The sequence below is a fragment of the Levilactobacillus tujiorum genome (assembly GCF_012641185.1).
In the GTDB taxonomy this organism is placed as follows: domain Bacteria; phylum Bacillota; class Bacilli; order Lactobacillales; family Lactobacillaceae; genus Levilactobacillus; species Levilactobacillus tujiorum.
Genome location: NZ_JAAXLK010000010.1, coordinates 1 through 25,497, shown reverse-complemented (window position 1 = coordinate 25,497; position 25,497 = coordinate 1). Strand labels below are relative to the sequence as shown.

The following is a 25,497-nucleotide window of genomic DNA, read 5'->3' as shown; positions in this document are numbered from 1 at the left end:
AATTTAATTTATAGATAGTAGAAACAAGCCCCAACCAGCGTTTGAAGTGCGCGCGGTTGGGGCTTGTTTTTGTTTTCATTTAAATATCGAAATCATCAGTACCCCACGCATGACTGCGGAGTGGGGTCCGGAAAGCATAAACGTTGTCGCCATCGACTCGCAGCTTCAGCGCCAGCCGTTTGTAATTCTTCAGAACCTTGACCTTCACTGCCTTGCGACTGATGGTCCCTATCGAGAGATGCTCATCTTCCATAATGCGTGAATGAATCCGGTAGACACCCTTTGACTTCTTGGAAAACGTTGCTGGGATAGCAACAGTTCCCAACCATTTCATCGGCTTGAGTGCTTTCTTCTTGCTGGTATATTCCCGAGCTGTAATCTTTTTATTGGTTAGCGACAGCTTCACCACAGCATAGTTGTTACCATTATCGTCGAATTTTCCGACGTACCCATACCAGTTCCCCTTCAAACTGCCGGGTAACTTCGCCGCTTTACTAGCAGCCTGAGCGGACGTAGTGGTTCCACCAACTAGCAGCAGGCCCAAACTGGCAATCCCTAAAAGTAAGCTCTTATATCCTATTTTCATTGGTGATTTCCTCCCGAATTTTAAAGTAAGTCGTGATTGTAGCTGGCGTGACGCAAGTTTCCTACTCATCCGTTGGTATGTAATCCTCAAAATCCCAACCCCAAGCATACGCTCGCAGTGGTTGCCGGAAAGCGTAGACGCTATCCGCATCGCCCCACCAATGAAGTGCCGGCGTCTTTTTGCCAGCAACCTTAACCGTCCTTAGTTGTAGCCGGTCCAAGTCATCCTGATAAGCCTGTGAACTCAAAACGTAATACGTCTGATGATGTTTGTTGGTCCGCCGCTGATAGCTTACCAGTGATTTCTCGCCCCACTGCCACTCGAGTCGACTCAGGTTGGCCTGCGTCGTTTGCAAAAAGTTATAGTCCATCCGCTTGCTGGTAAACCGCAGCTTGATGGCGTAATAGGTCTTCTTGTGTCCCAGTTTCTCCGAACTCACGTAACCGTACCAATCTCCTCGGTAGCTCTTGGGTAAGGAGTGCGCTTGGGCAGTCAAACTCCCCGTAAAGATGGTCGCCACGAGGCCGGCGATTCCTAGCAACAATGCTTGTTTAATCTTCATGATCACAACTCCTCACGACTAATCATACAGCTCCAAACTGTCCTCATAGCCAATCCCCCACGGGTGGCTACGAACGGGCTGCCGAAATAAATAGAGATTCTCGTAGCCCGCGTTCAAAATCAGCGCTTGGCGACTGGCGCCTGCCCCAGTTACCGTTTCCAATCGGATCTTGGCAACCGGATCGTCATCGTAAATTGGCAGATAGATCTGATAAATCTGTCGATTCTTCTTATCTTTCTTCGACCGATACGTCGCCAGCGCCGAAGCTCCCCAGGTCCACTTGCGATTCTTAAAATGTGCGTTGGTCGTGGTTTGATAGTCAAACGAAATTCGCCGTGCTTTAACCGTGAGACGACTGAAATGGTAGTGACGGACATGGTGAATCTTTTCGCTACTAATGTACCCGTACCAACTCCCCTGATATTGGCTCGGCAAGGTGTCTGCTTGGGCTGAAACGGTTAACCAACCGCCACTCAACAGCAAACCCACCAGGCCAACGAGCACGCCCTTAATCTTCATGCACTTCCCCTACTTTCTGGAACAATTATCAGTTCAATTAACTATTTTAAATATAGTTCAACCCGGTTAATTAGACAAGATGTTTTTGATTTAAGTACAAATCTGGTTGCCTTCAAAGTGGGATTCTAATAGTTTTTATTTATCCATGAATCAAAAAGTGTCCGTAAAATAAAAATGTACCAGCCACCGACTTATAACAAGTACGTAGCTGATACATCGTCCTGATATTAATTGTTCGTATAATCCCAGAAATGGAGCTTCATCCCCGTCAGGCCTAACGCCATATGACTGGTCAATGCCGCGCCACCCAATAGCGTTGCCAGCTGAATATTAGGGATCAATTTTACCGGAATATCATAGCCCGATAGTCGTTGAAAATAATTACGCACCTGCGGAATCGCACTCGGAATCTGATGCAGTAGCGGTGAATTTAAATAAAAGACATCGGGATCCAACATCCCCACGACGTTATTGAGAATTCCCGCAATCCCATTGGCAAATTGCGACAGCACCGTAATGACCTCGGCGTTATGATCCGCGTAGAGCTTAGAAATTTCATCTAGCGACATGGTCTCTTTGCCCAGCAAGTCGCTGATTTGATGGATGACCGCGTACTCGGAATAGACGTCCTGATAGGTCACCTGACTGCGACTATTATTGATGGAAAATGCCGGCATCACAATGTTATGGCCGAGATTGCCCACGCGGCCCTGCGACCCCCGGTACAACTTATTCTCCAGAATAAAACCCGCCGCAATTCCCTGGTGAATGCTCAACGTGACCGTATTTTCCAGCCCGCGTTCTTCCACGAAATCACGGGAATAGATGGCCGAAAGATTGGCCTCATTTTCTAATAAGATCGGCACGTGATACTTGGCAAAATAGTCCTTCAAATCCAGCGGTCCCAGGTCGAGGAACGACTCCTGAACCTGCGCGCCATCCGTTATCCCGTGAATAGCGAAACAGATGCCTAACAGCCCTTGCGTAGTGCCGTCGATCGCTGTAAAGTGACCAATCAGCTCATCCAATGCGGCCGGCAAATCGGTTATTTCGGCAGTCTGTCGCTGCTGAAATTGTAACGTTTCACCGTCCAGATAGCACGCCAATGCCCGCACAACCTGTGAGTCCAGCTCCACCGTCAACGTGTAGCCGTAACGCCGATTAATCTCGATCAACGTGGGTTTACGTCCCCCGTTAGACGAGGCCGATCCCGACCCAATTTCAGATACGACGCCTTGGTCCTGCATTTCACTGCATAGGAGAGAAACGGTCGCCTTGTTCAGGCCTAAATCCTTCGCAATCGCCGACCGGGACGTTGCCCGGTGATTGAAGATGTACTCAACAATTCTCTGATAGTTATAATCATGTGAATTAATCCGACTCGCTGATTCCGCCACAACGTCCACTCCCGCCTATTTCGTTTCACAAATTCACGTGTGTACCAAAAGTTTAACACACTCTGCCACCACAACTAAGCCTTTCGTCTATCAAATACGCCTTACCGTTCGCCCAATTTGAGCTGGAACGCTATGGGCAGGACGGCCTAAGCCAAAGTTCGGTCTTAGTCCTCGCTTTGAGCCGAAAAATTCACGTCTCAAAGTCGCCATTTACCAAGAAGATCACTTGGTAAATCCCATGGCTGAGCTCAAATTGGGCTCACTCACGGCTCCATTAGATTGTCTCAGCATCTCAATTTAAACAAGAACACAGAAGCCAAAATCTTGGCAATTACCGAGACGTCATTCGTCATAACACCATAGTCTATAGCTTCTACCGTGTTGGAGACACTCTGGAACTGGCAGAACTTACCTGACTCCAGCCTAAATTTGGCGAACGGTAAGGCGGAATTCTCCACACCATTCAAAACTGATAACCAAAAAAATGATCTAACCTAGTTGTGAGATTAGATCATTTTCACCACTCTACCGTGTCACATCGTATGTGAAATTAGTAAAGGTGGCCTGCGTACTGTTGCGTTTGTACATATCAATCACATCCAAGCCGATGAAGTTCCCCGTGTAACCACCCGACAGGAAGCTAACGTCCATCGCGCCCAACGAGGTCTGCTTAACCCCGTCGTTGACGATAAATTCGGCCTGCGACTCATTGATCTGAATGCTGAAGTTGTAAGTGCCCTTGCCGCTAACTGGAATCTTGGCAATTTGCTCGAACTCTCCGGCAATCGACCGGTGGAGAATCACACAAGGCTTATCGTTCTCATCCAACGTGACCATCAACAACACGTAGTTATCCAGGTCAAGATACAGCGTCATGCCGGCCATCTGAAGATAACTTTCTGGCGTGTATTGCATTTGGACAGCTGCCCGACAGTAGAAATCAACTTGCCGGGTGGCCACCAAATGTTGATCGAACGCTGACTGCGGCGATTGACCACCCGCGATCGTTAGCCCCGTCTGGCTTGGCTTCAACCACGCCTTATTCGGGAACTGACGCAGGGTATTCCAATACTCCGTGTTCAACTGATCACTGGTGAACGGATCACTAAAGCTGTGACTCTGAATTGGCGTGCTCTTAACCCCCGCCGGTGCCGGTGCTTCCAAGCTAGGATGATTGCCTCCACTCGCGAGACGCAACCAGCCATCATCCGTCCAGACCACCTTTTGAATCGCCGTCTCTCGGCCAAGCACGGGGTCATCCCCCTTGAGCGGCCGCGTGCATAGATGGGCCATATACCATTCATGGTTAGGCGTTTCCGCGATGCTGGCATGACCGGCACACTGTAGCGGCAAGATCGGGTCATCAGCGGACGTTAACATTGGATTCTGAGGGTCGACTTCGTAAGGTCCCCAAATATTGCGGCTCCGGGCCACCGTCTCCTGGTGACCGGCCTCAGTTCCTCCCTCGGCACACAATAGGTAATAATACCCGTCGTGCTTATAAATCTGCGGCGCCTCGGTCTTACGGGCGGCCGTCCCCTTAAAGATAACCCGTGGCTTGCCCTGTAATTCCAAGGTAGTCGCGTCAATCTTCTGGGCCACGATTCCCGCAGACTTGTTGTGCGTGGATAACCGATAATCCCAAATTTCATTCAGGAAGTAAGCTTGACCATCGTCATCGAAAAAGATCGAGGGGTCAAAGCCTGAGCTATTAATGTAGACGGGCTCACTCCACGGCCCGTGAATATCATCCGCCGTCACAATATAGTTGTCGGCATCTTTGTAAGGCACCTTCGTCGCATTGACGTTGGTATAAACAATATAGTATTTACCATTGTGATAGCTGGCAAACGGTCCCCAGATGGAACAGCCCGTCGGATTACCTTGCAGATTAACATTATTATCCGGCTGAAGAACGGACGTCTCGTAAGTCCAATTAACCAGATTGTCTGACGAATACACCCGAATCCCGGGAAGCCACTCAAAGGTTGACACCACAATATAATACTTATCTTTCACTCTAAAGAGTACGGGATCAGGATTAAACCCCGTTAACACTGGATTTTGAATATTTCTCATAGCACAACGACTCCTATTTTTCGTTCTCAGCAGCTTCTTCGGCTAATTCCTTTGCGTTCCGTTCTTGTAATTCAGCAGAAATCCGCTTGTACGTTTCCTTATCCAAATTGTAGAACTTCATGGAGAAAATAGCGATGAAGTAAATAATGATAGGCACAACCGTGGTGGCAATCACAATTCCGTGAAGTGCACCGGCAGTTTGGTGTTGTGCGGAAGCGACGTAGCCCGTTGCGGAGAGAACCAGGCCAGGAATCATCCCACCTAAGGCATTCCCACATTTGAAGACGAAACCAATGATGGCGTAGATCACACCACCCATTCGTTTGTTCGTCTTGTATTCACCATATTCGACCGTTTCAGGAATCAAGGCCCACATGTAGGCGGAAATCATTCCGTTACCAACTGAGGCAATTCCCCGGGAAATGAAGATCCAGACAATCCATTCTGGCTTAGCGAAGAACAGGCCGACCATCCCAATAATATCGGCAGCTACCGACACGATGATCAATTGGAATTTGGTCATGTGGTTGGCTAACCAAGGAATGGCTGGAATGAAGGCTAAGGCTGGCAGCGTCCCAGCTAAGGAATACCACTTCACCAAATCAGCCCGGCCAACGTAGTAAGTCACGTAGTAAATCCCCGTGGCACTAACGATGGACTTAACCCCATAAATAACGAAGAAGAAAATACACAGGATAACTAATGGTCGGTTATGTAAGAGTTGTTCAAACACATCTTTGACTTTAATTTTAGTATGGGACGCTGGCACCTTCACCCGTTCGTTAGTGGAGAAGAAACAGCCCCAAAGTAACAGGCCACCCATAACGCCCATGATCACCATGGTTAACTGCCAACCTTTAGCAGCCCCCATGCTCTTCGTGAAGAGGTCCGCTAAGAATGGCACGAAGAAGGCCACAATAACTTGACCCACGTTAGCTAAGAAGGTCCGGTAGGTCGTCAGACTAACTGATTCTTGTTGGTCGTTCGTCATCGCTGACGTCAAACTTCCGTAAGGCACGTTCACAAACGTATAGCAGACAGACAACAGAATGTAGGTGACGTAAGCGTAAGCTAATTTACCGACACCACCGAAGCTCGGTACCGTAAAACATAAGACCGCTAAGATGGCAAATGGAATCGCGCCATACAGCAGGAAGGGCCGGTACTTCCCCCAACGTGTATTCGACTTATCGACGAAGAATCCAATAATTGGGTCACTGAAGGCATCAATAAACCGCACGACTAAGAATAACAGTGACGCAGCGGCCGCTCCCAGTCCAAAGACATCAGTATAGAAGAACAAGAGGTAGCTGGACAGACTAGCGTAAATTAAATTACAAGCAAAGTCCCCAAGTCCAAAGCCAATCTTTTCGCCCACGCCAATCTGACCAATTGGACGAATGGCACGTTTCGGCTGACTATTTTCCATAAATGAGGCATCTCCTTTAAACATAAATTTAAAAAAATAAACTAATCACCCTGAAGTATATCAGGAAGCGATTACATTTCAAGGGACCCTCACTAATCAGTTCTAGCCTTTCAAAGTGATAGATTATTTAAGAAAGCGTTTTTCATAATAATTAGTTCTATTCCACCCTTCCAAATTATCGTGGCAAAAAAAGTTTTATGAAAGTTACCAGCGCTCGTCTTAGAAATGTTAATTTACGAAAATAAACCAATTGGAGAGTATAAACGATTCAACGCGTCACAAATTCTCGTAACCGCGCTACACTCGCTTTTGTCAGCGATCACGGATTGTTTTCATTTATGAAAAGTCCTCGACAGCAAAAAAAGAGTCTGGGACAAAAGCCCCAGACCCATTTCCATATCTAAATTTACATTGTCGAAACGTGCGCCAAAAGGCAGCTGGTTCCGTTTAAAGCTGATAACCAAACAATCCAGACCCGGGATTATTCGGTTATCAGCCTTAATACTCGCCAGCTAACCGCCTTTTATCCCACTCTTCTCATCAATATTTACGTCATAGAACAGTTAGCGTGGAAAGAGTGGTAACTCCGCCAGAAACGCGATGTCCGAACGATCCACCGCGTCGCCTTCCGCCAAGATGGCGACTTGACCAACAACCGTAGCACCGGCCTTTTCCACCAAGGCTCTAGCGGCGTTTAACGACCCACCACTGCTGATCACGTCGTCGACAATCACGACTTTCTTAGCCACCAGGCGGTCCGCATCAGCCCCATCCAGCACCAATTGTTGCGGCGCATTGGTGGTAATGGCCTTAACTGGCACCGTCAGCGGCCCCTGCATGTAATCCTTCACCGACTTCCGCAAAACGACGAACTGCGGATGCGCCGTGACTCGGCTAAGTTCCTGTGCTAGTGGAATCCCTTTGCTTTCCAGAGTCACAAAGTAGTCAAACTCGGCCGGTACCTTTTGGGCCAACGCTTGAGCGGCATAGTCGGTCAGCTCGGCATCCCCCAACAGAACAAATGAGGCAATCGCCGTGGTATCGTTAATGGGTAAGATCGGTAACTGCCGCGTTATCGGCCCTACCTGCAATTCGTACGTCTTCATTTCCTAGACCCCCAATCCTAACAGTGGCAGTCCAAACTTAAGCACGGCGCCCGCGAGTAGTCCCGCAAACGGATCTGCGACCGCTGTAATCACCAGCGTAATCGCCGCGATCGTCGCCGTTGGTCCTTGGAGCGCCAGGCCAGCGTTAACTGGGAAGATCACCACCGCGCCCAGAATGAACAGGAACCCGGCAATTGATGCGCTTGGCACGTACTTCCCTAACTTCGGCAACCAGCCAACCGCTAGAATCGCCGCCATGATCAGCATCATCATAATTCCCGCCACGACTGGTTCCGGGGCACTCGCCGTCGCTGAAATAATCGCTTCGACCGGGGCACCTCCCAGCAGACTGGTTCCCATATCAGCAATCGACTGGGTAATCGTTAAGAGATTTAAATCAACCGGATTAGGCTTCTGCCCCGTCATTTGGCCCGTGATCAGCCCGTAGGAAATGTTGGCGCCCACGTTTAGACACGCCAGACTCAAAGCGCCCCGCACAACCCGCACACTTATCGTTGGCTTCGTAAAGACGAAGCGCCGAGCGGTCACGTGTTCCGGCAATTCTGCGCGATAGTGTTGGATGAACACGGCGGCTAAACTGGAGCCCACCACCGACACCACAATCGTCCAGACCAGATCCTTGGTGATTAAATACGTGGCTGCCGCCAGACCCACGGATAACCAGCCAGTCAGCTGCTCATCCTTCGCCATGTTCAGCGCAATCTTGGCTAACATGATCCCTACACCGGCCATCATCCCCGCCATAATGCCGTTACCTAAAGTATCGACAATCTTGGTCAAGGTCCCCGTTACCCCAATCAGCAGCATAATCACCGAACCGCCCAGAATAATCGACGTCCGTTCCTGCAGATTGCGGCCTAACTTTCCCGTCAGTGCTAATGACTCAGCTTGAAACGATAACGGCGCAACGGAACTAAAAGCGCCGTTAACCGCCGAAGCAAAAATAAAAGAAAACATCGTTGGAAAAATTGCAAAACCCAGTGACATCGCCATAATCCCTTGTGGAATTCCATTCAAGACGACCCCAATAGCCGCTAACAAATCGGCCAGCCAATGCATAATCATTTCCTCCCCATCAGAAACGGTTTATTCGTATTTCAATTCAATCATACGGATTGGACAGCGAAAAGTCCACACATTTCTGCTTATATACGAATATTTAATATAAAATCGCTCATTAAATTCGATTATTATTCGACTGGCTGATCAGTTTAGGTCCGAGTAATTTTGGACCACAACTACCTTCCGCTCCTCACGAAGCCCAAAAGCTTGCGGTTGTGGCTATTTTCCCGTATGATAAGGTCCATCACTTCGAGTTAGTCGAAGGTCAGTTCCGTAAGGAGGAAACCACTAATGTCATATACAATTCACGAAGTCGCCGAGAAGATGGGGATCTCAACCTACAGCATTCGTTACTACCACGAACACGGCATGCTGCCCTTCGTTCAACGTGACGAAAACAATAATCGTGTCTTCGAGGATAGCGATCTCGAATGGCTCAATATCATCGTCTGCTTACGGGCTACTGGCATGTCCATCGCACGGATCAAGCACTATCTGGCCCTCGCCCAAGACGGCGACGACACAGTTCCCGAACGTTATGAAATGATGAAGGAACAGCAGGCCCAAACCTTGCAAGAAATCAAGGACCTTCAGCAACATCTCGCGACCATCAATTTCAAGGTCGCCCACTACGCCGCGTTGATGGAAAATCACGAACCAGATAGCTTCATTCCCTCCGACTTGCAGCGTAAAACCGCCGTTAATCACTAATTTAATATTTTCCCAGAGGCCGTGGCAACAGCGGCCTCTTTTTCTGTCTCGAAGGTAGCTAGCCGATGCCCGATCTCCATATCAAGCAGGCATTCGCACTGATCCAGCCCTTAACCGCCGACCAAAAAAGCGTCGACACCACCAGCCGGTCCAGCCTTAGTTCCACCCTAGTTTTTCCCCAATATTCCGACAAAGTAAGCCCTTTATCTTGACCCCCGTTTACTAATATGCTAATCTGAAAGGCCTGTTCAATTATTAAATCGTTCATAAGGGAGGGATTGTTGATGGAAACAACCCTATTGCCGCACTGGCGGCGCAATATCTACCTGTTTTTAACCAGTCAATTTCTATCAGGGATCACCAGCATGGTGGTGCAATACGCTATTATCTGGTACCTGACCAAACAGACCGGATCGGCCACGATACTTAGCCTCGCGACTTTACTGGGAATGCTCCCCATGGTATTACTTAGTCCCTTTATCGGTCCCTTTGTCGATCGTTTCAATAAGAAACTTCTGTTAATTGTCCCCGACATTGTAGCTGCCATCGTCGCCATCATTCTCTCCACGGTGGGGACATTGCAAGCCACTTTTCCCATCTGGCTCATCTTCATTTCACTGCTGATTCGTTCCATCGCTCAGACCTTCCAGATGCCCACGATTCAGTCAATTATCCCAACCATGGTGCCGACTGAAGAGTTGACCAAGATCAACGGCCAATTGGGCATGGTTCAATCCGCGAATATGATCATCGCACCAGCGTTAGGCGCTTTTTTATTTGCCATCGTACCGTTAAATTTCCTCATTCTGTTAGACGTTCTGGGCGCCATCATTGGGATTAGCCTACTACTATTGATCCAGATTCCGGAAAATCCGGTCATCGACGCACCCCTTCACGTCCTAAGCGATGCCAAATTTGGCCTGACCAAGTTACGCCATACTCGCGGACTATGGGCGATCACGATGACGGGTGCCATCTTCACTTTACTCTTCATGCCCGCCGCCAGCCTGTACCCGCTGATGACCATGGGCTACTTCCACGGTAGCGTCGGCCAAGCCGGGCTGATCGAGGCCGTCTACTCCGTGGGAATGCTGGTAGGCGGAACGATCATCGGTATCTTTGGTAACTGGAAAGACCGGATGCGGCCCATCCTTTGGGCCATGTTAGCCATGGGGATAACCTTTGGCGCTAGTGGTTTTCTTCCTGGAAATCAGCGTGGGTTCATCTGGTTTGTGGGTCTAAATGCACTGGCCGGGATCGCGACGCCCTTCTACAGTACGTTGCTGATGGCGATGATTCAGCAGAGCTTTCCACCCACTCAGTTGGGCCGAATTCTCGGCGTCCTCAACTCAATCATGAGTATCACCGGACCCGTCGGCCTGATCTTCGCGGGTCCACTAGCTGATTCGATCGGCGTGGAAAAGCTGTTCACTATCGGCGGTGTCGGCACGTTAATCTGCGGGCTAATCATGTGGCTCTTGCCATCCGCGCGACAGTACGACGTCACCCTCCAACAAAGTCACACCTTGGAAGACACCGAAATCACCAAATCATAATCTAAAGCAAGCGGCCGAGAGTACGTCTCAGCCGCTTTTTTGATTGGTACACTTGACAAAATGAATGAATAATATTAATATTCATTCATGATCTGCTGAAAGGAGCCTGCCTTATGGAAGAAAAACAAACGCGGTTGTTTACCGCCGCCCACGATTTATTCTTAGCTCAGGGATTCAAGCACACCAGCATTGCCGAGATTGCCGAGCAAGCCGGCGTCGCGGTAGGAACGTTTTACAATTTTTATCAATCTAAGTTCGACATCTTCATTCAAGTCTATAACGCTGAAAACGAACATGCTAAGGGCGCAATCTTGGCAAGCGTTGATCTCGACGTGGCACCAGCCGACTTGGTAAAAACCATCATCCAGAAAATTTTCGCGCAATCTGCGCACAATCAAATTCTCCAAGAATGGTTCAGCAATCCCCAACTCAACGCGCTCATCGCCAAGGCCAACCAAAACGCCGTTGAGGATAGCTTGGTGTACGCCACTCTCATGCAGCTCATCGACCGCTGGCAAGCACGTGGTTTACTCAAATCAGGGCTCAGCAAGCAGCGGATTATCAGTCTTTTCAACGCCTTAACTGTCGTTGACTTGCATCAAAGCGAGATCCAAACCGACGATTATTACCAGTTGCTCAATGACCTGATCGCTGGCATATTAGCCTTCATCCTAAAATAGCCACTTGGTTATTTTTTGCACAAAAATGAATGAACACTAAATATATTCATTCAAAAAAGGAGCTCTATTTTATGAAAAAAATTCTCTGGGTAACCCTCATCCTCTTGATCATCCTCGCCACTAGCCTCTTCTGGATCGTGGCCAGTCACCGCCGTTTAAACGTTAACACCGGCCAGCTCGGTCAACTCACGCACCGGACTGTCACCCTCCGCGGTACACCTCAAAATATCAGCCTACGCGTCCGGACTGCCCGCCTTAACATTCAGACTGGCAGTCACTACCAATTACTAATGAATAATGTTATTAATAATCAATTTGACATTAATAATAGTGAACGTGATTTAAGCATTACAGAACAGAACCACACCCAACACCAGCTAGAAATCGGGAAAACGCCCGTGCTGACGTTAATTGTCCCGGCCAAACTTCATCAATTGACCATCCAACAACTCAATGGCACGATCACTTTGCACAATCTCACTACTGACACGTTGGCCGTCAATCACGCTAATGGCACCACTAAAATTGATCAGCTAACCCTTAAGCAGAGTGGTCAACTCACCAAGCAAAACGGCCGGACTGACATCACCCACCTTACTAGCGACGGCCTTCACGTGACAGTAAAGACTGGTCAGTTCAAGCTAAATGGGCGCAAACACACCGGACAACACCCCACCTATACTCAAACTGGCGCGTATCCTTTAACAATTAATAGTGGTAACGGCCAAGTCAGCGTCACGACTAGATAACTCACACAAAAAGCGTGGTCAACCAGCACCACGCTTCGTTTACATTCCCATTCTTAATTGTTCATTGGTCGCCCGTATGGTAACCTGAACATACGTTAAGCCTTTTTTGACGGCGAATATGGGGTTAACTCATCTGCTGAATAGTAATCCTGTTGGACACCACTAAAGCGGATTAAATAGCGGTCTCGTTTCACGTCTTGATAGACAACCACCCCAACTAACGGGGCCGTTCCTACCTTAGCCAAGACTAAGTCGCCGATCTTATATTGAGTTGACATTGCACCTGCTCCTTTTCATGTCGATTGATTAACTCTAAGTCTACCGAACGAGCAGCCTCGCAACAATCGTCAACCTAGCGCAATCGATGAATAATGAACGATCTGACGTAATTGTCGTTTATCTAGAAAGGAACCTGGCGATGGTCAAAACTGATTTACGCGTCACTAAAACGAAACGGGCCATTCAACAAGCAGCGTTATCCCTGCTGCTTAAAAAGCCGATCAACAAAATTACGATCACGGAGCTGGCCCAATTAGCACTCATCAACAAGGGAACCTTCTATTTACATTATGCGGACATCTACGCTCTTTACGACGACCTACTGGCGACGGCGGCACAACAGACCGTCCAGGCGTCTAATGCCTATCCCTTGCTTTTCCAGGACAGCGAGGCCTTCGTCCGTGAATTCTTATTCGCCGAGAGTCCTGAGCTACCGCCAACGCAACAGGCCTTGCTGAAGCCGGAGAACCTGCGTTTTGCACCGACCTTTCCCAAGGTACTGCTGGAAATTTTTAAACAGGCGATTTACGATGTAGGCGTCCTCACGCCTAACCGCCAAAACGACCTCAAGCTCACCTTTCTCTTGAACGGCATGATTTCACTACTGGTCAATCCCACGCTCATTGACCGCGATGATCCCAGCTGCATCGACTTTACCGTCCACTTTATCAGTCGGAATATTGAACAAACCTTTCCTGAATTTTACGCTGGAAAATAAATAAAGCGTCACTCGCCCATCCTTTTTGGATCAACGAGTGACGCTTTATTTTTGGAAAAACATCGTGCACAACTAACTCATCACATCTTCTTTTCAAAGCCTTCCATCGGGGCCGCTTGATTCTGATAATCAGCCGCCACTTCTGGGTCCGTTGTAAAGTGCATGACGGAGTAGAAGGCGCCCTTCAAGTAATCCTGCATGGCGCGGGGGATCTTCAACTCATCCAGCTCGGATGGTGATAATTGATAACGAATGCTGGCTTCATCGCCGTCAGCGACTTTTTCCATCCACTGGGGCTCACGAATCATTTCACGTCCCATCGCGACTAAATCAGCACCCATATTAAGCACGGCATCCGCCTCGGCAGGCGTTTCGACCGAGCCCACCCCAATCAGCGGCTTACGACCAGCCAATTGCGCCACTAACTTTTCCATGATTGGCTCGTGATCCTGTTGATCATTCAGCGACGTCCGTTGGGCTGACCCCATTGAGGTGTGGACGTAATCCACCACAGAATCTCCCAGCATGTCAACGAAAGCCAGTGTGTCAGCCAGTCGAATACCAGGGGTTTCAATTTCCTCCGGTGAGATCCGATAGCCCAGTAAGAATGGGCGATCAGCGTACTGTTCAATTGCCGCATGGGCGCTCGCAATCACTGCCTTGGCAAACGCCATCCGGCCATCCCGATCGCCACCCCACTGATCGGTTCGGCGGTTGGAATTAGGGGAAAAGAATTGTTGGAGCAGGTAGGTGTTGGCACCATGCAGCTCAACCCCATCAAAGCCCGCAGCGATCGCCCGACGTGTGGCTTCACCAAACGCCACGATAATCTCTTCAATTTCCGCAGCGGTCAGTTCCCGTGGCGTCTGCGAATCAGCGGGGAAGACGGCTTTGACGGCACTAGCACTAACTGGCTGCTGGCCGCGTATGATTTGGTCGTTAGACTTTCTGCCGGCATGAAAAATCTGCAGAACTGCCTTCGTCCCATTGCGCTTCATTGCATGCGCCAACTCGCTTAGACCGGCGATATCACTGTCATTGGCAATCGACAGTTCGCCCTCAAATCCTTTGCCGCTTGCGATCACGTTGGCTACTTCACCGATGATCATCCCCAGGCCGCCGGAACGGGCGCCGTAAAAGTCGATCTCATCATTGGTCACGTGACCATCGTAAAAGCTAGACATCGTGGTCGTTGGAGACATCACGACCCGATTTTTCAGTGTTACGCCATTTTCAAATTGATAGGGTGCCATAAATTTATACGTCATTTATATTGCCGCCTTTCTGAATGGTTGAACAGGTTTGAATTGCCGTTAAAATTGGGCGTAGGGTTGCGCCCGTGGCGGTGAGGGACCACCGCCATTGTTTCATGTGAAACACGACGAGGTGGTGGCGTTGAAGTTGCGCCAATCCCCAAAGACCGCGTCCGTACTGGCCGACCGCCAGTTGGTGCAGTAATTGCCCCGTGGTCTGTGGTCGTTGCGCCAGTGCCAATAACAATTGCCACTGAACGGGGTGCGTCACGATTGCCTGAGTTGCCCGTAATCCTTGTAAAGTTGACGCCATAAGCCACCTCCTCAATGAACACAGCTTACCAGCCTCGGCGGTACAAAAAAAGAAGGCACTTTAAAGTACCTTCCCTAACCTTCCAAAATATGGGTAAATCCGGCATGATCATTGCGAATCTCCATGTCGGGCAGCTGGGTAGCGCGTTGCTCGCCCCATTCTGACATCTGGACCAGAATCTGGCCCAACGATTTGCCCAGTGCCGTCAGCTCATAGCTCACCTTGAAGGGCGCCCGTTCACCGTATACGTGGCGCACGATGATACCATCACGTTCGAGCTCACGCAGTTGCTGGGTCAGCACCTTCTGGGAGATCGCCGGGAGTTCTTGACGGAGGTCACACGTTCGCTGAGGCCGATTCCCCAGGTAGCACAGGAGTTGCGGCTTCCATTTTCCACTAATGACCCCTAACGTTGCTTCAACCCCATTATTGTATGACTGTTTCACGTGATGACCTCCTCGACTTTTTGACTTATTGTATCGCTTTAGGATCATTTTGGGGAGTAGGCACTTTTTGGTAACTATGCCGGCCTTCTAAAAAACTGCTATTGAATATTCCGTTTGATAGTGTAAGATTAAAACAATTTAGCTAGCTAGGGGGTATTTTATGATAAAACCAGAGCCATTACATCGCGGTGATCACGTCGCTCTCGTCAGCCTCTCCAGCGGGGTTATGGGCGAAGCCTTTGCCGTTCATGAGTATCGCCGAGGACAGCAACGACTCCGCGCGTTAGGTCTGGTGCCCGTTACCATGCCTAATGCTTTGAAAGGCCTCGACTATCTCGAAGCCCATCCCGAATCCCGGGCCGCCGATCTCAAGCAGGCATTTACTGACGCCTCCATTGCCGGAATTTTCTGTGCCATCGGCGGGATTGAGACTTATCGGCTAGCGCCTTATCTTCTTGATGATCCGGCGTTTATTGCCGCCGTCAAAGCCCACCCTAAGTTGTTCACCGGCTTCTCCGATACCACCGTCGACCACCTCATGCTCTATCGTCTGGGGCTCACCACGTATTATGGTCCCAATGTTCTCAACGATCTGGCTGAACTGGATCAGCAGCTCCTTCCCTACACGCAACATACCCTGATGCACTACCTAGAAAATACGGCAACGACGCCGATTACTAGTAGTCCCATCTGGTACGAAGAGCGAACGGACTTCTCACCAGCCGCACTAGACACCCCACGAGTCAGCCATCCCGAGACACGCGGGTATCAGGTTCTACGCGGTCACGGCTCCATTAATGGTCGATTACTTGGCGGCTGTATCGATAGCCTGAATAGCCTTCTCGTCGACGCCCAATATCCCGACGAACCCGTCATCGCAGCCAAATACGGGCTACTCCCAACACCCGCAACGTGGCGGGATAAAATCCTCTTTTTGGAAACGAGCGAGGAACAACCTACACCGACTGCCTATCGCGCCATGCTGGAGCATTTAAAACAAGCAGGTATTCTCGACAACGTCCGCGCTATTATCACCGGAAAACCCCAGGATGAACGCTACTATGATGACTATTGTCAAGCCATTCTGGTCGCAACCGCAGATCAACAAACACCAATCATGGCCAACCTTAACTTCGGCCACGCCTACCCCCGAACTGCGCTACCATACGGCTTGACGGCACAACTCGACCTAGACGCTGGGGCATTAACCGTCACGGAACCGTTCTTTGCCGGAGAGGTGACCAGATGACCAATTAGCAAGACAGCCGCAGGTGACCAGCTTAGACTATTCTTCAGACTAAAATCCTGGTCATTTCAGCATTGATAGTGATTTTAGTCCTTTCAACCTTTAGCCGCTAACGTAAAATGACCAACAAGTGGGAAACACCCCGCCTTGTTGGCCATTTTCATGTCTCAATCATCCTAACGACTTAGCTCACCGTCGCCGGAATCGCCATCACATCAGTGTCTACAATGCCGAATTTCAAACGCATCGCCGCTTCGATCTCTTCACCCAACCGGTAGCTATCCTGCACTTCCATGTGCGGATCCACCGCAATGACCAGTTCCAGCGTCACCACGTTGCCATTATAGTGGGCTTTCAGCTCCATGACCTGGCGCACCGCAGGAAATTCTGCGGCAGCTTGTCGAAATTGCTCTTCCACTTTGGGATCGAAGTAATCCGCCAAGTTAAGACTACTCTCACGAAAAATCTTAATCCCCGAGCTCAGGATGAAGAGCCCGACAAGGATACTGGCAACACCATCTAGCCAGCTCAATTTAAATAGAAGCGCGCCACCAATCGCCACCATGGTTCCCAAGCTGGTGACCGCATCACTCAAGCTGTCCTGCGCTGCCGCCGTCAATGCTGCGTTCTGTAGCTTGCGTCCGGCGCGCCGATTCAGCCACCAGACGACCAGCATAATGGCCGTTGCCACGGCCGCGCCGACTAACGTAATCGGTTGAGGCACCGCCTGCGTTTCGGTGTGCATCAAGCTCTTGATCCCGGAGAAAATAACGCTGGCGGCAATGGCGATCATGACGATTCCCGTGATCAGCGTAAAGACCGTTTCGTAATGAAACCGCGTCAATTGTAGGCGCTGGCCACTATTACCAATGTCTTCGGGTAGCGGCTTCCCCATCAAATCATCATCGTGAATATCCCGGGCGATATGGATACCAATCATCAGTAGCACCGACGAAATTATCCCCGAGAGATTGTTAAACGCGTCGGCGCGCAGGGTCTGCGAATGGCCCACCAACGCTAGGTAGAATTCGATTAGCGAAATGGCCAAGTAGGCCCCGACATTCAAGCTTAAGTGGTGCTGGGCACCCTTTAATTTTGTCAATTCCGTCTGTTGACGCGCTTGCCATACAGCTTGTTCACTGCGTCTGTGCGCATCCATATTTTTCATACCGATACCTTCTCACGTCTCAAGATACTTTCATTATACCCACTTTGATGAAAGAAACGTTCCCGACCGACTACTAATGTATATGAAATTTATAAATACCCCCAATATTTTTGTGTTGACTAGTCAACTTGTTATTGTTTTCATTAATTGGAATTGCGCGTTTCCCAAGATTATTTGGCTTTATTTTTGAAGTAAGTAAACCCTTTAACCACGCCGCTTATAGCGACTATCGTCAGGAATAAACGGGCGAACTTTGCGAAACCGGTTGCAAACTGTAATCGACTAAGTTATAATTACTTTGTGAAATTGGTACTAAGGATTTTCAAAACTTCTGAAAGAGGGAAAATTGAATTATGGCTGAACGTAGTTATGACTTTCTTATGCCCAGTGTCAACTTTTTTGGCCCTGGTGTAATTAGCAAGATTGGTGAACGTGCAAAGATGTTAGGAATGAAGAAGCCCGTCATTGTGACTGGTAAAATTCTCGAAAGCATGGAAAATGGTGCCGTTCAACAAACCATTGCTTCTCTTGAAGCTGCTGGGGTAGACTACGTGGTTTACGACAACGTTGAACCTAACCCTAAGATCCGGAATATCAAAGAAGTTAAGAAATTATATGAAGATTCAGGCGCTGACTCCATCATCACGATTGGTGGAGGCTCTGCTCACGATACTGGTAAGGGTGCCGGTGACATCTTAACTAACGGTGATGACATCACTAAGTTAGCCGGGATTGAAACCTTAAAGAACGCCTTACCACCACTGATCGCCGTTAACACGACTGCCGGGACCGGTTCTGAATTAACCCGTCACGCCGTTATTACCAACGAAGAAACTCACTTGAAGTTCGTGGTCGTCTCATGGCGGAACATTCCGTTGGTTTCCTTCAACGACCCAACTTTGATGCTCGACATTCCTAAGAACCTGACGGCCGCAACCGGGATGGACGCCTTTGTCCAAGCCATCGAACCTTACGTATCCGTTGACCACAACCCGATCACCGACTCACAATGTGTCGAAGCCATCAAGTTAATCGAAGGTTCCCTGCGTGAAGCTGTGGCTAATGGTCACAACCTCGATGCCCGGACTAAGATGGTCGAAGCTGAAATGTTAGCCGGGATGGCCTTCAACAACGCCAACTTAGGTTACGTTCACGCCATGGCTCACCAACTCGGCGGCCAATACGACGCCCCTCATGGTGTCTGCTGTGCTTTGCTTTTGCCTTACGTTGAACAATACAACATCATCGCTTGCCCAGAACGTTTCGCCCAATTAGCCGAAATCATGGGTGAAGACACGACTGGTTTATCCACGCGTGACGCTGCCGAATTGTCCATCAAGGCCATGAAGCAAATGTCACAAGATGTTGGTATCCCAGCTTCCATCAAAGAAATCGGTGCTAAGCCAGAAGACTTCGAACTGATGGCCGAAAACGCCTTGAAGGACGGGAACGCCTTCTCTAACCCTCGTAAGGGAACTAAGGAAGACATCATCAAGATCTTCCAAGCTGCTTACGACGCTAAATAAGTGAGTCACTGGTTGTGGTCTGAAGCCGCCACTTCAGGGCATAACCCCTCAAAATAATTCAGTTAATACAGAAAAAGTCACCTCACACGAGGTGGCTTTTTCTGTATCTTCTCATGGTTTAAAGGTCCTAATAAACGTTGAGCTATAGCCGAAATCCAGACTACCTATTCCGGCGCTACCCGATATCGTAATACCGTCTTGGCCTTTTCCGGCGCCGTTCGCCGGGCATCCGTCAGATAGATCTCCCGATGCCAGTAATCACCCATCGTGGGGATAACTTTCAACTTCTTTTCCTTCAGAACGGCTTGTAGCTGGGCAAAGGTTGTGGGTTCATCGTCAAACGGGCCGTGATGGATGGTCTGCAAGACTTGGCCTTCTTCGTACGACTCCCACCGCAGCTCGGCCAACCATAGAATCTGCTTCTTCGCCATCACGCGAGCCCGACTGGCTTCAAAGTCCTGCTCGGTCAGTCGATCTGGCTGGCGCAACATAATCTTATATTGCAAAGCGGCCTTGTTCAAATTCACCCCGCGTGAGCCATCACTGGTGGTCCAGACCCCTTCCAGGGGGTACACCGTGTATTCGTAGGGTTCACCCAAGTCACCACGTTTCAACGCCATCCGGAGATCATAGGCCACCGGATACAGCGCACTCACCTGCTCACCGAACTGTGGCTGATTAGGATCGCCATTTCCCGTCAGCGTGATAAAATTCAGCCGGGGCAATGTTAAAATTGTGGGTTGCTTGGGCAAATACCAAGCTTTTTCGGCTTTCCGCCATTCATGTTTCACGTGAAACACCTCTCCTTACTTTTCGACCAGTGGTACTAACATTTCGCCATGAGCACCCGCTTCATCCAAGCTCGTCATGTAAGATGTGTTGGGGCCACCCACGTAAGCGTAGTCCGTTAACTGGGGCAAGATCTCGCCAAAGGCTGGCCCTTCCAGTGCATTATACAACCCCATTTGATCGGCGGCCGTGCCCTTGATCACCAAATACTTACCCGCTGGAAATTCAATCAACCGTTGATCTGCCGCAGCCGTTGAATCCGCCGTTACTTCACGCCCCGCATAGTAATGAAATTCGCCATTGAGTGCTTCATTGACGGCAAATGGATAGTCATTAATTCCGTCTAAATCGTCCAGTACGTGGTTGGCATTAATCTTTTGCCAGAAATCAGCCTTCTGTTGACCCATCTCTGGAAATCCACCGGTTAAGACTGTGCCAATGCCCAAAACCGTAAACGCTGCTTTCGTTTCAATCGTGTAATCTGCCATATTGTGATGACCTCCCTTAAATGTTAAGCTCAGTATACCGTTTAATCGTTTCAAAAATTGACACCATTTGGAGACGTTAGCATGAACAAAACTGACCGGATTAACACCATGATGCGCTACATCAACAACCGTCAATATTTCACCATTCGTGAGCTCGTCAACCAGTTTCACATCTCCCGGAGCACCGCGATTCGTGACCTCAACACCATTCAAGAACTCGGCATGCCACTGACTGCTAGTGTCGGCCGCGATGGGGGCTACGCCGTGCTGCAGAACCAACTGCTTCCCGCCGTGCAATTTAACAGTGAAGAGCTCAAGGCCCTTTTCGTTAGCTTCTTGGCGACGTTGAACACCCAGCTTCCTTATCTACAGAACCGCAACACACTAACGGAGAAGCTCGTGGCCATCGCCTCGCAGACCCAGCAAGACGACCTCTTAACGCTCCAAGAACTGCTGGTCTTTGACCACACCAACTCCCGCAATCCCAAGCTGACGGAGCTGACCGACTACGCACCGGCCCAGCTCAAGCTTCTCCTCAATACCTGCCTGACGACGCGCCAACTCATCCTGACGACGGCTGATCAGACCATGACGGCTTGGGCTCGCCACGTCTTCAACCGCCAAAATAGTTGGTATGTTGAGGTCTGGCTACTCGATCAACAGCAGTTTAAGCAGATTCCGGTTGATCAGCTCACCCAAGTGGCCCCGGTCGCTAAAGAACAGGCTGTGAAGCCCGCCGCGATTGAACGAGCCATCAAGCAATCGCGGCCGCAACCCAACGTTACCTTGACGTTAAACGCCGATGCGATTCAACAATTTCACCATCACCCGCACCCAACCGCGACGCTGCAGTACCGTGATGCTTTTCAACAGACCGCCGTCTTGGAATGCTACCTGAATCCTGACGATCCGCAGCAGGTAACCGACTTCACGCGCTGGTACCTATACTTAGGCGCCGGTGCTCAAATGACCCAAGCGCCGACGCCTCTTCTGACCTATTTGAAAAAATCACTCACACACTTACTCGCGCAATTACCGCAGTAAGTAGCCCCCATCGACAGGGATCATCACACCCGTCACGTAATCGGAAGCGTGACTGGCGAGGAAAATCATGGGCCCCATCAGATCAGCGGGTACACCCCAGTCGCCACTAGGAATGTGGGCCGCAATTTCTGGTCCGCGGACGGGATCTTCTTGCAATGCCTTAGTCATATCGGTACTAATATAACCCGGTGCTAAACCATTGACTTGAACATTATCCTTGGCTAACGCGTCGGCATATGCCCGCGTCAGGCCAAGTACCGCGTGTTTGCTAGCGGTATACGGGAAGATGTATTTTCCAGCCCGGTACGACAGCATCGACCCGATGTTAATGATCTTGCCGTGCTTTTGCTTGGTCAACACTTTGGCCGCGGCATGGGCCAGGTAATAGGTGGCGTTCAAATTAATATCAATCACCTTTTGCCAGTCTTCATCCTTGTAATCCAGCACGTCATTTCTGATAATCACGCCCGCATTATTCACGAGAATGTCGAAGTGGTCGAATTCCTTGAGCGTGGCCGCAATAATCTTATCGGCTGCGCCTGGCGCCGTAACATCTTGCTGCAGGAAGCCCACGCGTTGCCCATTCTGCTCAACAACTTGGCGAATCTCTTCCCAGCCGTTCTGGGTCCGACTGACCACCATCACGTCGGCACCATACAGAGACAATGCGGTCGTATAAAACTTACCGAGTCCCCGCGCGCCACCGGTGATAATCGCCACTTGGCCCTTTAACGAGAAACTTTCACGATTAAAATCTGACATCCAATCCACTCCTTAGTAATGCGCTTTCATTTTTAATTTTATCACCGTTTCATCAAAACCGGAAAGAATTGATTAATCCCCTAAAAAGGCCGCCCACTGCGTTATCGTTAAGCGCTAGTGGGCGGCCGAATTCTGTTATTAAATTACTTTTGATGACGCAGTTCCATTTCAATTTCTTCCAATGACTTGCCCCGTGTTTCTGGGACCAGGTAATGGACGAAGAACATCGACAAGACTGCAAAGACGGCAAAGACGGCGAACGGCCCACCGACATTGTTGTGGAAGTAAGCCAACATCACTAGGAAGAACTGTGACACTAGAAAATTCCCAATCCAGTTAGCCGCTGATCCGATCGATGACCCAATTCCCCGGACACTCAGTGGGAAGATTTCCCCAATCGTGACCCAAGCAATCGGCCCCCAGGAAATGGCGAACCCGAAAATATAGATGGCGATCAAAATCATGGTTGGCACTGCCGTGGTGTGAATATCCATGGTAAAGTTCATAACCGCGAGGATCCCTAACGAGACGGCCATCACAATTGATCCAAACATCAGGAATGTCTTCCGGTTGAATTTATCCATGATGAAGGTTGCCAGGACCGTCACGACAAAGTTTACGACCCCAATCCCGACGGAAATCCAAATGGCACTGCCTTCAGCGAAACCGAAGCCTTTGATAAACACTTGCGGCAGGAAGTAGATCACCGAGTTAATCCCGACTAACTGTTGTAGCAGCATAATCCCTACGGCAACGATCACCGCGGGCCGGGCCACCGTGAAGAGTTCCTTCAAACCACCCTTAGGCTGTTGCGCGACGACCTTGATATCTGCCAGTTCTTTTTCCGGATCATCCGTCGTATTCTTACGCAACAGCTTCAATACACTCAGCGCTTGTTCATTATGGCCCTGTTCGGCAAGGAACCGTGGTGATTCGGGCAACAATAGGCCACCAATCAGTAGTAGCGCCGCTGGAATCAACGCTGATCCCAACATCCAACGCCAATCACGAATGCCCAGTAGGTTGTGATTCAAGAAGCCCAGATTAGAGACGTAGGCCAACAGAATCCCTAAGGTAATCATCAGTTGAAATAAGGTTCCCAGCGACCCCCGCCGTTCCGCAGGTGCCAATTCGGCTAGGTAAGCTGGCGTCAAGGCTGACGCAGATCCAACGGCCAGTCCCAAGATAATCCGGGCGACGACCATCGACCAGAACCCAATGGCCACCATGGAGAGTGATGACCCGAGCAAGAACAGGATTGCCGCTAAGATCAGCAGCCGTTTCCGCCCATATTTGTCAGCTAACGGTCCGACGCCTAAGGCCCCCACGGACGAACCGATCAGCACGGACGAGGTAATAAACCCAGTCTGCGCAATATTCAGACTGAAATTATTCTCAATTAATGGCGACGCCCCGGAAATAATCCCCGTATCAAAACCAAACAACAGGCCCCCCAAGGCACCAAATGTAAAAATAAAGAAGGTACTCAAGTGTCGATTCATCATTTTTCCACCCTCCGCAATAAGTGCTAACTTTCCCTATATAAATATTTGTGTAACCGCTTACTTGTACAGTGTACGCGTCCCCTTTTAAATGCGCAATTGTCTAGACCAAAAATTTTATATTTTTCATTTGATGGTTTGTTAAAAACAGCGACTAATCCCAGATTGATGGGATTAGTCGCTGTCTTAACTGCTATTCAAAAAAACGCTTGGAAGTCTATCAAAATCGCAAATTAAATTATTCTGACTGATTTCCAGTAACTAGAAAACCTTTCATGTAATTCTTACGATAATTCGTCGGCGTCACACCAACTTTCTTCTTAAATAATCGCAGAAAATACTTTTCGTCATTAAAGTAAGCCCGATCAGCAATCACCTTCAACGGCAAATTGGATTCGAGCAGTAATCTTTTGGCGATATTAATCTTCAAAAAAATGATGTAGTTTTCTACCGTAAACCCTGTCTCTGATTTTAATAACTGACTCAAATAGCGATAGTTTAAATCAAAGTGGCTCGCGACATCCTTCACCCCCAGAGTGTAATTAAGATTGGCGCGAATCCAATCTTTGATTAACCGTGCCTTGGGATTTTCCTTAACCAGGCGGTGAAGCGAATTCACAAAATCATTTGCAATCTGCAAGGCTAATTTAGTCACGCTGTACGACATAATGGCATCCGTATAATTAATTTCCTGCGAAACTGCCAACACCTCATTAGCACTTGCCAAGATGTTATCAAAATTATCAATTGTATATTCCGCTGGTAAAATGGCGTAGTTGATAATCCGACTCAACCGATCGCGATCGTCCAATGCTGCCAGCAACTCTTCTTGCGTGAGTGTCTTCACTTGGTCTTTAGGATAAAAATGAAACCAATAGTATTCCACATCCCTTGGTGACTTTTGATACCCCGTCACCGTCGCTTCACTCGGAACCAACATGAACTTTCCTCGGCTTAGTTCATGATTCGTTCCGTTGACTGTCAGATAAGCAACGCCTTTAACACCAATGATCAATTCATAATTGTCGCTTAATGTTGTCGCCTGGTGTTGCCACCCCGACTTGGCAGTATAGCGCCCAGCTACAAAATGATGAAATGGACGATCACTATTCAAAATCGTAATTGGCTCATGTTCCTTCATCTGACATTCATCCACCTTCAATTGATATTTTTGTTAAATTGTCCACTTCTATGCATATTTATCTGAATATTGTCTACCAGATTTGTGGCATCAATTCATAATCGTCCACCTTTTCTATCATTATATCAGTTTCGAGCAGCTGGTGAAAGCGCGTACAATATAACTGTCTTCTCGAGTAGACCAGAAAATTTGAGGTGAGCATCATTATGAAAAAGAAAGCAAAACAATTTCTCAGCAATTATGAAATGTTTAATCCTGAATTATTCACCAGAAACTCCAAAATCCCCATCAAACACATGATTCAAGTGCTTGATGGGAATTTTACGTTTTCACCTTTTAAGTGCAGAAAAAGAGCCTCAGCTCTG

26 protein-coding genes are annotated in these 25,497 nt (G+C 49.0%); 8 read left to right on the top strand and 18 right to left on the bottom strand.

Annotated features, from left to right (window positions below):
- Window positions 1-79 precede the first annotated feature (79 nt).
- The 8 genes from HF569_RS06270 to HF569_RS06235 form a co-directional block, all read right to left on the bottom strand.
- Window positions 80-586, bottom strand: a complete 507-nt coding sequence (locus tag HF569_RS06270; RefSeq protein WP_168901748.1) for a hypothetical protein — start codon at window positions 584-586, stop codon at window positions 80-82.
- A gap of 61 nt (window positions 587-647) precedes the next feature.
- Entirely contained in the window at window positions 648-1,148 is a 501-nt protein-coding gene (locus HF569_RS06265; RefSeq protein WP_168901747.1) for a hypothetical protein, read from the bottom strand.
- 18 nt (window positions 1,149-1,166) lie between these two features.
- Window positions 1,167-1,667 carry a hypothetical protein gene (locus HF569_RS06260; protein ID WP_168901746.1) on the bottom strand — a complete coding sequence of 167 codons (501 nt, stop codon included), beginning with the start codon at window positions 1,665-1,667 and terminating at the stop codon, window positions 1,167-1,169.
- Window positions 1,668-1,894: 227 nt separating this feature from the next.
- On the bottom strand, window positions 1,895-3,064 hold the full coding sequence (locus HF569_RS06255) for an ROK family protein (protein ID WP_168901745.1): 1,170 nt from the start codon (window positions 3,062-3,064) through the stop codon (window positions 1,895-1,897).
- 525 nt (window positions 3,065-3,589) lie between these two features.
- The gene (locus tag HF569_RS06250) at window positions 3,590-5,143 is read right to left on the bottom strand and encodes a glycoside hydrolase family 43 protein (protein ID WP_168901744.1); all 1,554 of its coding nucleotides are present in this window, start codon (window positions 5,141-5,143) and stop codon (window positions 3,590-3,592) included.
- Window positions 5,144-5,156: 13 nt separating this feature from the next.
- A complete protein-coding gene (locus HF569_RS06245; RefSeq protein WP_168901743.1) occupies window positions 5,157-6,572 on the bottom strand; it encodes an MFS transporter in 1,416 nt (471 codons plus the stop codon).
- Window positions 6,573-7,135: 563 nt separating this feature from the next.
- Window positions 7,136-7,678, bottom strand: a complete 543-nt coding sequence (locus HF569_RS06240; protein WP_168901742.1) for a phosphoribosyltransferase family protein — start codon at window positions 7,676-7,678, stop codon at window positions 7,136-7,138.
- A gap of 3 nt (window positions 7,679-7,681) precedes the next feature.
- Entirely contained in the window at window positions 7,682-8,758 is a 1,077-nt protein-coding gene (locus tag HF569_RS06235) for an NCS2 family permease (protein ID WP_168901741.1), read from the bottom strand.
- A gap of 294 nt (window positions 8,759-9,052) precedes the next feature.
- Between HF569_RS06235 and HF569_RS06230 the strand changes: the two genes are divergently transcribed.
- From HF569_RS06230 to HF569_RS06215, 4 genes are all read left to right on the top strand, one after another.
- Window positions 9,053-9,472 (top strand): MerR family transcriptional regulator, encoded by a 420-nt coding sequence (locus HF569_RS06230; RefSeq protein ID WP_168849121.1) that lies wholly within the window; start codon window positions 9,053-9,055, stop codon window positions 9,470-9,472.
- 284 nt (window positions 9,473-9,756) lie between these two features.
- The gene (locus HF569_RS06225) at window positions 9,757-11,028 is read left to right on the top strand and encodes an MFS transporter (protein WP_168901740.1); all 1,272 of its coding nucleotides are present in this window, start codon (window positions 9,757-9,759) and stop codon (window positions 11,026-11,028) included.
- A gap of 113 nt (window positions 11,029-11,141) precedes the next feature.
- A complete protein-coding gene (locus tag HF569_RS06220) occupies window positions 11,142-11,708 on the top strand; it encodes a TetR/AcrR family transcriptional regulator (RefSeq protein ID WP_168901739.1) in 567 nt (188 codons plus the stop codon).
- A 71-nt stretch (window positions 11,709-11,779) separates the two neighbouring features.
- On the top strand, window positions 11,780-12,457 hold the full coding sequence (locus HF569_RS06215; protein ID WP_168901738.1) for a DUF4097 family beta strand repeat-containing protein: 678 nt from the start codon (window positions 11,780-11,782) through the stop codon (window positions 12,455-12,457).
- Between the two features lie 95 nt (window positions 12,458-12,552).
- Here HF569_RS06215 and HF569_RS06210 read toward each other — a convergent pair whose 3' ends face one another.
- Window positions 12,553-12,735 (bottom strand): hypothetical protein, encoded by a 183-nt coding sequence (locus HF569_RS06210; RefSeq protein ID WP_168901737.1) that lies wholly within the window; start codon window positions 12,733-12,735, stop codon window positions 12,553-12,555.
- Window positions 12,736-12,875: 140 nt separating this feature from the next.
- Between HF569_RS06210 and HF569_RS06205 the strand changes: the two genes are divergently transcribed.
- A complete protein-coding gene (locus HF569_RS06205) occupies window positions 12,876-13,454 on the top strand; it encodes a TetR/AcrR family transcriptional regulator (RefSeq protein ID WP_168901736.1) in 579 nt (192 codons plus the stop codon).
- Window positions 13,455-13,534: 80 nt separating this feature from the next.
- Here the strand turns inward: HF569_RS06205 and HF569_RS06200 are convergent, their stop codons facing one another.
- The 3 genes from HF569_RS06200 to HF569_RS06190 form a co-directional block, all read right to left on the bottom strand.
- Entirely contained in the window at window positions 13,535-14,722 is a 1,188-nt protein-coding gene (locus HF569_RS06200; RefSeq protein WP_168901735.1) for an NADH-dependent flavin oxidoreductase, read from the bottom strand.
- A complete protein-coding gene (locus HF569_RS06195; protein WP_168901734.1) occupies window positions 14,712-15,020 on the bottom strand; it encodes a hypothetical protein in 309 nt (102 codons plus the stop codon). The genes HF569_RS06200 and HF569_RS06195 overlap by 11 nt, the downstream gene beginning before the upstream one ends.
- Before the next feature lie 74 nt (window positions 15,021-15,094).
- Window positions 15,095-15,466: a winged helix-turn-helix transcriptional regulator gene (locus HF569_RS06190; RefSeq protein WP_168901733.1), complete on the bottom strand. Its 372-nt coding sequence runs from the start codon at window positions 15,464-15,466 to the stop codon at window positions 15,095-15,097.
- 160 nt (window positions 15,467-15,626) lie between these two features.
- Here HF569_RS06190 and HF569_RS06185 point away from each other — a divergent pair, with 160 nt between their 5' ends.
- Window positions 15,627-16,715 carry a S66 family peptidase gene (locus HF569_RS06185; RefSeq protein ID WP_168901732.1) on the top strand — a complete coding sequence of 363 codons (1,089 nt, stop codon included), beginning with the start codon at window positions 15,627-15,629 and terminating at the stop codon, window positions 16,713-16,715.
- A 181-nt stretch (window positions 16,716-16,896) separates the two neighbouring features.
- Here the strand turns inward: HF569_RS06185 and HF569_RS06180 are convergent, their stop codons facing one another.
- Complete coding sequence (locus tag HF569_RS06180; RefSeq protein ID WP_168901731.1) at window positions 16,897-17,880, bottom strand: cation diffusion facilitator family transporter; 984 nt, start codon at window positions 17,878-17,880, stop codon at window positions 16,897-16,899.
- A 353-nt stretch (window positions 17,881-18,233) separates the two neighbouring features.
- On the opposite strand from HF569_RS06180, the gene HF569_RS06175 reads away from it, so the two are divergent.
- On the top strand, window positions 18,234-19,406 hold the full coding sequence (locus HF569_RS06175; protein WP_168849133.1) for an iron-containing alcohol dehydrogenase: 1,173 nt from the start codon (window positions 18,234-18,236) through the stop codon (window positions 19,404-19,406).
- A gap of 164 nt (window positions 19,407-19,570) precedes the next feature.
- Here HF569_RS06175 and HF569_RS06170 read toward each other — a convergent pair whose 3' ends face one another.
- Entirely contained in the window at window positions 19,571-20,197 is a 627-nt protein-coding gene (locus HF569_RS06170) for a GyrI-like domain-containing protein (protein WP_168901730.1), read from the bottom strand.
- A 15-nt stretch (window positions 20,198-20,212) separates the two neighbouring features.
- Window positions 20,213-20,683, bottom strand: coding sequence for a GyrI-like domain-containing protein (locus HF569_RS06165; protein ID WP_168901729.1), 471 nt, complete (start codon window positions 20,681-20,683; stop codon window positions 20,213-20,215).
- Between the two features lie 81 nt (window positions 20,684-20,764).
- Here HF569_RS06165 and HF569_RS06160 point away from each other — a divergent pair, with 81 nt between their 5' ends.
- A complete protein-coding gene (locus HF569_RS06160) occupies window positions 20,765-21,727 on the top strand; it encodes a helix-turn-helix transcriptional regulator (protein ID WP_168901728.1) in 963 nt (320 codons plus the stop codon).
- On the opposite strand, the gene HF569_RS06155 is transcribed toward HF569_RS06160, so the two are convergent.
- The 3 genes from HF569_RS06155 to HF569_RS06145 form a co-directional block, all read right to left on the bottom strand.
- Window positions 21,716-22,489, bottom strand: a complete 774-nt coding sequence (locus HF569_RS06155; protein ID WP_168849136.1) for an SDR family oxidoreductase — start codon at window positions 22,487-22,489, stop codon at window positions 21,716-21,718. The genes HF569_RS06160 and HF569_RS06155 overlap by 12 nt on opposite strands.
- 143 nt (window positions 22,490-22,632) lie before the next feature.
- Entirely contained in the window at window positions 22,633-23,994 is a 1,362-nt protein-coding gene (locus HF569_RS06150) for a sugar porter family MFS transporter (RefSeq protein WP_168901727.1), read from the bottom strand.
- Window positions 23,995-24,229: 235 nt separating this feature from the next.
- Window positions 24,230-25,132 (bottom strand): AraC family transcriptional regulator, encoded by a 903-nt coding sequence (locus HF569_RS06145; protein WP_168901726.1) that lies wholly within the window; start codon window positions 25,130-25,132, stop codon window positions 24,230-24,232.
- Window positions 25,133-25,497 lie beyond the last annotated feature (365 nt).